General features: G+C 30.3%; 8 protein-coding genes and 1 pseudogene. 7 read left to right on the top strand and 2 right to left on the bottom strand.

The annotated features are described in order from the left end of the window. Positions 1–219: pseudogene (locus AB1Z17_RS00660) on the top strand (serine/threonine protein phosphatase); the annotation flags it as partial. 128 nt (positions 220–347) lie between these two features. Here the strand turns inward: AB1Z17_RS00660 and AB1Z17_RS00655 are convergent. Next, positions 348–1,088 carry a TerB family tellurite resistance protein gene (locus tag AB1Z17_RS00655; RefSeq protein WP_368049863.1) on the bottom strand — a complete coding sequence of 247 codons (741 nt, stop codon included), beginning with the start codon at positions 1,086–1,088 and terminating at the stop codon, positions 348–350. Positions 1,089–1,234: 146 nt separating this feature from the next. On the opposite strand from AB1Z17_RS00655, the gene AB1Z17_RS00650 reads away from it, so the two are divergent. Both AB1Z17_RS00650 and AB1Z17_RS00645 read left to right on the top strand, forming a co-directional pair. Continuing rightward, positions 1,235–1,645, top strand: a complete 411-nt coding sequence (locus tag AB1Z17_RS00650; RefSeq protein WP_368049862.1) for a BrxA/BrxB family bacilliredoxin — start codon at positions 1,235–1,237, stop codon at positions 1,643–1,645. A gap of 66 nt (positions 1,646–1,711) precedes the next feature. Then, positions 1,712–2,365, top strand: coding sequence for an HD domain-containing protein (locus tag AB1Z17_RS00645; RefSeq protein WP_368049861.1), 654 nt, complete (start codon positions 1,712–1,714; stop codon positions 2,363–2,365). A 42-nt stretch (positions 2,366–2,407) separates the two neighbouring features. Here AB1Z17_RS00645 and rseP read toward each other — a convergent pair whose 3' ends face one another. Next, positions 2,408–3,727 (bottom strand): RIP metalloprotease RseP, encoded by a 1,320-nt coding sequence (rseP, locus tag AB1Z17_RS00640; protein WP_368049860.1) that lies wholly within the window; start codon positions 3,725–3,727, stop codon positions 2,408–2,410. A 293-nt stretch (positions 3,728–4,020) separates the two neighbouring features. Between rseP and AB1Z17_RS00635 the strand changes: the two genes are divergently transcribed. From AB1Z17_RS00635 to AB1Z17_RS00620, 4 genes are all read left to right on the top strand, one after another. Further along, positions 4,021–4,698: an SCO family protein gene (locus AB1Z17_RS00635; RefSeq protein ID WP_368049859.1), complete on the top strand. Its 678-nt coding sequence runs from the start codon at positions 4,021–4,023 to the stop codon at positions 4,696–4,698. A gap of 72 nt (positions 4,699–4,770) precedes the next feature. Further along, complete coding sequence (locus tag AB1Z17_RS00630; RefSeq protein WP_368049858.1) at positions 4,771–4,998, top strand: ferrous iron transport protein A; 228 nt, start codon at positions 4,771–4,773, stop codon at positions 4,996–4,998. A gap of 6 nt (positions 4,999–5,004) precedes the next feature. Further along, positions 5,005–7,116, top strand: a complete 2,112-nt coding sequence (gene feoB, locus AB1Z17_RS00625; protein ID WP_368049857.1) for a ferrous iron transport protein B — start codon at positions 5,005–5,007, stop codon at positions 7,114–7,116. Further along, on the top strand, positions 7,116–7,232 hold the full coding sequence (locus AB1Z17_RS00620; protein ID WP_368049856.1) for a FeoB-associated Cys-rich membrane protein: 117 nt from the start codon (positions 7,116–7,118) through the stop codon (positions 7,230–7,232). Before feoB ends, AB1Z17_RS00620 begins: the two co-directional genes overlap by 1 nt. Positions 7,233–7,410 lie beyond the last annotated feature (178 nt).

Raw genomic sequence — 7,410 nt, 5'->3', positions numbered from 1 at the left:
TCTGGACATACGCATAGACCTCGTTTTCCAGAACCAAACGAATTGCCCTATTTTAATGATGGAAGTTGCGTGCATCCACGTTCTATAACAGGAATTGAAATTGTAGATATGAAAATTTCATTAATTAAATGGCATATTATTTCTCGTGAAGATGGTACTTTACAAATTGTAAAAACAGTTTTAGAAGGTCCAACAGCTGTTGAGTTATATTTAAAATAAAAAAAGCGCCTCTCGAAAGAGGCACTTAACAAAATTTGGGGCTAAAATAATTTTAACCAACCTAAATTTCTACTAACCTTTAATTGGACACACAGTTTCTAAATAGGTCACATTATATTTTAAAAAATTTACAAACCTCTTTCTTTTTGAATTTGTTCGTAGGCTTTTTGTACTTGCTTAAATTTATCTTCAGCTCCTTTAACATGTTCATCTCCTAGATGTTGTAATTTATCTGGATGGTATTTTTTAACCATTTTTCTATAGGCTTTCTTCAACTCATCGTTACTAACAGATTTTTCAATTTCTAATATTTTATAAGCACTTTCGGAGCTATCATAAAACATGGCTTTAATAGATTCAAAATCTTGATGACTAATATATAAATAACCAGCAATAGTTTTTATAGCATTTACTTCAGCCTCAATAACTGCGCCGTCGGCTTTGGCAATTCCAAATAAAAAGTGCAATAATTGTAAACGTGTTGCATGTGTTGTATTCTGACGAATTTGCATACAAATTTGTCGTGTAGAAATATTGTTGTTTTTTATAAATCCCTTAAATAATTTAAAAGCATGATTGGCTCTTTCTTCGCCATACATATTTTTAAAATGCAACCGAACATACGATAATTCCCGTTGATCTATTTTACCATCTGCCTTTATAACAACAGCCGAAAGCAATAATAAACTAATTTCAAAATCGCCCGATTGCGAATTTCTACTTGATGTTGAATAGGTGCTTGCACGTTGCACATCACCAGCCGTAAATCCTTCAATAAAATTTCCAACTACATATCCTAAAACACTTCCTATTGGTCCGCCAACTGCAAAACCCAGTCCGGCACCCAGCCATTTAATAAAATTTGACATATTATATTTTTGAAAACACAAAGATACATTGAAATATTAGGATACTTAAAGTTAACATTGGATACACTTGTTAAAAGTTTAATAAACTTTTAGTAATTAAACCCTTATATTTGCGACAAATTACGTCTAACAAAAAAATTAAAAATATGTATCCACCAGAATTAGTAAGGCCAATGCAGGAAGAATTAGAAAATGCAGGTTTTATATCATTACACACAGCTCAAGAAGTAGAAGAAATTTTAAAAAAAGAAGGAACAACCTTAGTTGTAGTAAACTCGGTTTGTGGTTGTGCTGCTGGTACTTGTAGACCAGGAGCTGTAGCTTCTTTACAAGCTGACAAAGTGCCAAATAATTTAGTAACTGTATTTGCGGGAGTTGATGCTGAAGCAACTGGAAAAGCAAGAGAATTTATGATTCCTTTTCCTCCATCTTCACCAGCAATTGCATTATTTAAAGATGGAGTTTTAGTTCATATGCTAGAACGTCATCATATTGAAGGAAGACCCGCTGAGGTAATTGCTTCAAATTTAGCAGGAGCTTACGAAGAGTTTTGCTAAAAAAAAATTAAAATTATTAAAGTGAAAATCCATTCTGGTTTGAATGGATTTTTTTATTTTTAAAAAATGAATAAAGAACAAATAATTTCTAATACTGTATCCTTTGTAAAAGAAACATTAAAAAATGCTGAAGGCGGCCACGATTGGTTTCATATTTTACGTGTTTGGAACAATGCAAAACTCATAGCTAAAAGCGAAAATGTTGCTGTTTTTATAGTTGAATTAGGCGCTTTATTGCATGATATTGCAGATTCAAAATTTCACAATGGCGATGAAACTGTAGGTCCAAAAGTTGCACGAGCGTTTTTAAAAAGCGAAGAAGTACCAGAAGAAATTATACTTCATATTGAAAATATAATTAACAACATTTCATATAAAGGCGGAAATTTTCAGCAAAACTTTACTTCTCCAGAATTAAAGGTTATACAAGATGCAGATAGGTTAGATGCTATTGGCGCAGTAGGTATTGCACGCTGTTTTAATTATGGCGGTTTTAAAAACAGGCAACTTTTTAACCCAGAAATTGCTCCCAATTTAAATATGAATAAAGAGGAGTACAAAAATTCTGAAGCGCCAACAATCAATCATTTTTACGAAAAATTATTATTACTAAAAGACAAAATGAACACTGTTTCGGGTAAAAAAATTGCTGAAGAACGTCACCAATATATGGAGAACTTTCTTCAGCAATTTTATAATGAATGGGAAGGGAATTCTTAGATTAAAAACAATTTCTATTTTAACCGTTTACCCTACAGTTTTTTATTTAGAAAATAACTTTACTATATCATTTCCATTAGCTAATAAAAGTAGTGCAATTAGAATTAAAAATCCTGTAATTTGCGCGTACTCTAAAAATTTATCGTTTGGCTTTCTACCAGTAATCATTTCATACAATGTAAATACTACATGACCACCGTCTAAAGCAGGAATTGGTAGTAAATTCATAAACCCAAGCATTATGGATAAAAACGCTGTAATACTCCAAAAAGATTGCCAACTCCATTTTGCTGGAAAAATATTACCAATAGCAATAAAGCCACCAATACTTGTTGCTCCTTTTTTGGTAAATACGTATTTAAATTGTGTTATATAATCTTTTAGGGTCCAAATAGCTAAAGAGTTTCCTTTAGAAATACTTTCTAAAAAAGTATAATCCTTATGTTGAACATCCACCCCACTTTGTCTGTAATTTGAAACACCAATAGTTTTATCTTCATTTGGAACTATTGATATTATTTCAGAAACTCCATTTCTTTCAACTTCAACTGTTAATTTATCTTCAGTAGAATTTGCGGCAATTTCAGAAAAATCTTGCCAATAGACTACAGGTGTATTATTTACAGAAATAATTTTGTCATTTTTTAAAATTCCAGCTTTTTCAGCAGGAGAATCTACAACAACAGTATCAATAACAGGGGTTGTTCTAATTTTAAAAGGTTCCATTACCCCTTTTTCCCACATTATACTTCCAATATCTTCAGGAATTGCAATAGTTGCTGTTTTACCATCTTCATGTACTACATCTAAAGAAGTAATCCCTCTTAAAAATAAATGTTTATTTACATCTGTTACATCTAAAGGTTCTGTCCCATTAAATTTTGTAATAACATCACCATCCTTAAATCCTAATTGTTTAAAAGATTCGTGTACAGCAAACCCATTTTTTATACCTTCAGGTTTTACAAAATCTATTCCCCAAACAAAGGTGATCATTATATAAATTAAAATCCCTAAAATAAAATTTACAGTTACTCCACCTAACATGATAATTAAACGTTGCCATGCTGGTTTAGATCTAAACTCCCAAGGTTGTGCAGGTTGTTTCATCTGTTCGGTATCCATACTTTCATCTATCATACCAGATATTTTTACATATCCACCTAAAGGAATCCAACCAATACCATAAACGGTATCTCCAATTTTCTTTTTAAACAACGAGAATTTATAATCAAAAAATAAGTAAAATTTTTCTACGCGTGTTTTAAATATTTTTGCAGGAATAAAATGTCCTAATTCGTGCAGCACAATCAAAAACGATAAGCTTAAAATAAATTGTGATGCTTTAATTAATATTTCCATAAATGTATTTTCTTGTGTCTATACTATTTGTTTTTAAAGGTCATACTTCGACTACGCTCAGCACATGCATGCTGCCTGCCTGCCGGAAAGGTTGGTTCGCTATTTGTAATCATATTTGGCGATAAACCTTTTTCCAAGCTCGTTTCAAAATAAAATCGCACAAATGTACGGTTTTAAATACAGTTTTAAAAAGTGATTTACTAGGTAATTCAACCTTTTAACAAACATTTAGAATAGTTAGGTAACTAATATCTCTATTTGTTTTAAATTTGTATTTTAATTTTACACATAAAATGGATTTAAAATTCTTCAAAAAATCGGTTCCTACATTAATTATTATGGCTTTTTTTTCTGTTGTAATGATTTACGCTATCTATTCGCTATTAACGCCTGAAAAAATATTACCAGTTTACAATCCAGCTGATGTAAATCCAAGATTGGTTGATGAAAGTTTGGTACACATTAGAAGAAATCATAAGGTTTTAGATTTTAAACTTATCAATCAAAATGGCGATACCATTACGCAGGCAGCTTATAAAGACAAAATTTATGTAGCTGATTTTTTCTTTACTCGATGTATGACTATTTGCCCAGTTATGACAAATAACATCGCTAAATTACAGGATGTATTTCTAAATGATGATGACGTTAAATTTATATCACATTCCGTAACTCCAATTATGGATAGTGTTCCAGTTTTAAAACAATACGCATTAGATAAAGGCGTAATCGATGCTAAATGGAATATTACAACGGGCCCTAAAAAACATATTTACGATCTGGCTAGAAAGAGTTATTTCGCTGTTTTAGATGAAGGAGATGGTGGTTTACAAGATTTTATTCATACCGAAAATTTTATTTTAGTTGATAAAAAACGTCAGATTAGAGGTTTTTATGATGGTACTGATAATGATGACATTCAACGCTTAATTGCTGATATTAAAATTTTACAAAGCCAATCTAAGAATTAATGATAATTGTCATTGTTTAGAATGATTCTAATTTAGTATATTTGCTAATATTATTTAAAATCATTCTTAATAATGTTTAAAACTATTGCGAATTTAAAAATTGGTGAAAAAGCTTTTATAGAAAAGCTTTGTTTAGAGAACATTCCTTTAAAATTGCTCGAAATGGGTTGTTTACCTGGAATTGAGGTACAATTAATTCAGAAAGCACCAATGCAAGACCCTTTATACATTAAAGTAAATGGTAGTCACTTAGCTATTAGAAAAGAAACCGCAGAAAAAATAACGATTGTTAATTTCTAACAAATAATGAGTGTTAACAATGTGGTAAAAGTTGCTTTAATTGGAAATCCGAATACTGGAAAAACTTCATTATTTAATCAGCTTACTGGTTTAAAACAAAAAGTAGGGAATTACCCTGGAATTACTGTTGAAAAAAAACAGGGCTTTTGTAAGCTAAACGATACTACCAAGGCTATAATTACAGATTTACCTGGAACTTACAGTATCAATCCAACTTCAATGGATGAAACCATGGTTTTAGATGCGCTGTTAAATGAAGAAAATGAAACTTTTCCCGATGCAATTGTTGTAGTTGTAGATATAGAAAACATAAAACGTAATTTACTTTTATTTACACAAATAAAAGATTTAAGAATTCCTACAATTTTGGTTATCAATATGGTAGATCAAATGGATCGTAAAGGAATTAAAATAAATGTGCCTTTATTAGAAACACAATTAAAAACAAAAATTGTGTTGGCAAGTGCCCGTAAAAAAATTGGAATTGAGCAAATTAAAGCTGCTATTTTAGATTATAAAAACCTAAATACAGCTCCAATTAGTAATATATCAGATAGAATTGATAAAGATTATTTTACAAATTTAAAAAATGCTTTTAAAGAATTTCCGCTGTACAAATCGTGGTTATTAATCACTCAAATACAGGAATTTGATTTTTTAACTCCTCAGCAAAAAGCTTTGGTATTACAATTTAGAGAAGATATCTCGTGCATAAAACGCTACCAACACAAAGAAACTATTTTAAGATATCAAATTATTAATGATGTCTTAAAAGAATCCTTTATTGTTGATGCTTCAAAAGCTAGTGATTTACGTGGGATTTTAGATCGTATTTTAACGCACAAAATATTTGGATACATAATATTTGCCTTAATCTTACTATTTATTTTTCAAGGTATTTTTGAGTGGGCAAGTTATCCAATGGATTTAATTGATAGTGCTTTTGCAAGCTTAAGCTCTTGGGTAAAAACAGTTATGCCTCCCGGAACTTTCACCAATTTAATTGCTGAAGGTATTATTCCAGGTATTGGTGGTGTTATTATTTTTATTCCTCAAATAGCCATTTTATTTACATTTATTTCCATTTTAGAAGAGACTGGCTACATGAGTCGTGTAGTATTTTTAATGGATAAAATAATGCGAAAATTTGGAATGAGCGGAAAAAGTGTAATCCCTTTAATTTCGGGTACGGCTTGTGCAATTCCTGCAATTATGGCTTCCAGAAACATTAGTAGCTGGAAGGAACGGTTAATTACTATTTTAGTGGTGCCTTTTACAACATGCTCTGCCCGATTGCCAGTGTACGCTATTTTAATTGCTCTAATAATTCCAAACAAAGCTGTTTTTGGGATTCTTAATTTACAAGGATTAACAATGATGGCGTTGTATTTATTAGGTTTTACGGCAGCAATTTTATCCTCTATTTTATTACATAAAGTTTTAAAAATAAATACTAAAAGTTTGTTTGTAATAGAAATGCCTAACTATAAAATTCCTTCATTAAAAAATATTTTTTATGAAGTAGTTGAAAAAACAAAAGCGTTTATTTTTGGTGCTGGTAAAATTATATTAGCGCTTTCTATAGTATTATGGTTTTTAGCTTCAAATGGACCTGATACTTTTAAAAATGCTGAACAAACAGTTACTTCTAAAATTGAAAATAACGAAATTTCAACACAAGAACTTCAAAAAAAGATAGCTTCTTATAAATTAGAAAACTCATATATAGGTTATATGGGTAAAACAATTGAGCCTATAATTAAACCAATGGGATACGATTGGAAAATTGGAATTGCATTGATTAGTTCTTTTGCCGCTCGTGAAGTATTTGTAGGCGCATTAGCTACTATTTATAATGTAGATAGTGATAATGAAGATGTGAGCACCATAAAACAACGAATGGCTGCTGAAATTAATCCAGAGACTGGAGAAAAAAGATTTAATATCCCAACAGGGATTTCATTATTACTATTTTACGCATTTGCAATGCAATGTGTAGGTACTTTGGCAATTGTAAAAAGAGAAACTAACAGTTGGAAATGGCCAATACTACAATTAGTAGGTATGGGTATTTTAGCCTACATATCAGCGTTTTTAGCCTTTAATATTTTAAGTTAATGCAAGAAGTTTTAGTTTATATAGCTCTAGGTTTAGCCATAGGATTTTTGGTTAAAAAGTATTTTTTTAAATCTAAAAAGAAAAGTAACTGCAATACCAATTGCGGCAGCTGTTAATCTAATTTGTTTGAACTAACAACAACATATTATTTCTCTATTTTTGGAATTCCATTTTCAGAAATAATATAATCTCAATAAAAAAGCTCTGAAAATCATTAATATACTACTCCGTTGAGAAGTTAATAACGATTTTCAGAACTTCTTAAATATCTTATTTAAATTGTATTATTAATTA

This window comes from Lutibacter sp., from assembly GCF_040883305.1.
Lineage (GTDB): Bacteria > Bacteroidota > Bacteroidia > Flavobacteriales > Flavobacteriaceae > Lutibacter.
The sequence above is the reverse complement of the archived record's forward strand: the minus strand, read 5'-3'. Positions and strand labels throughout refer to the sequence as shown.

What these genes read in the sequence shown, in the direction of transcription:
- AB1Z17_RS00655 (WP_368049863.1), bottom strand. Translation starts at nt 1,088, where the DNA reads ATGTCAAATTTTATTAAATGGCTGGGTGCCGGACTGGGTTTTGCAGTT.
- AB1Z17_RS00650 (WP_368049862.1), top strand. Translation starts at nt 1,235, where the DNA reads ATGTATCCACCAGAATTAGTAAGGCCAATGCAGGAAGAATTAGAAAAT.
- AB1Z17_RS00645 (WP_368049861.1), top strand. Translation starts at nt 1,712, where the DNA reads ATGAATAAAGAACAAATAATTTCTAATACTGTATCCTTTGTAAAAGAA.
- rseP (WP_368049860.1), bottom strand. Translation starts at nt 3,727, where the DNA reads ATGGAAATATTAATTAAAGCATCACAATTTATTTTAAGCTTATCGTTT.
- AB1Z17_RS00635 (WP_368049859.1), top strand. Translation starts at nt 4,021, where the DNA reads ATGGATTTAAAATTCTTCAAAAAATCGGTTCCTACATTAATTATTATG.
- AB1Z17_RS00630 (WP_368049858.1), top strand. Translation starts at nt 4,771, where the DNA reads ATGTTTAAAACTATTGCGAATTTAAAAATTGGTGAAAAAGCTTTTATA.
- feoB (WP_368049857.1), top strand. Translation starts at nt 5,005, where the DNA reads ATGAGTGTTAACAATGTGGTAAAAGTTGCTTTAATTGGAAATCCGAAT.
- AB1Z17_RS00620 (WP_368049856.1), top strand. Translation starts at nt 7,116, where the DNA reads ATGCAAGAAGTTTTAGTTTATATAGCTCTAGGTTTAGCCATAGGATTT.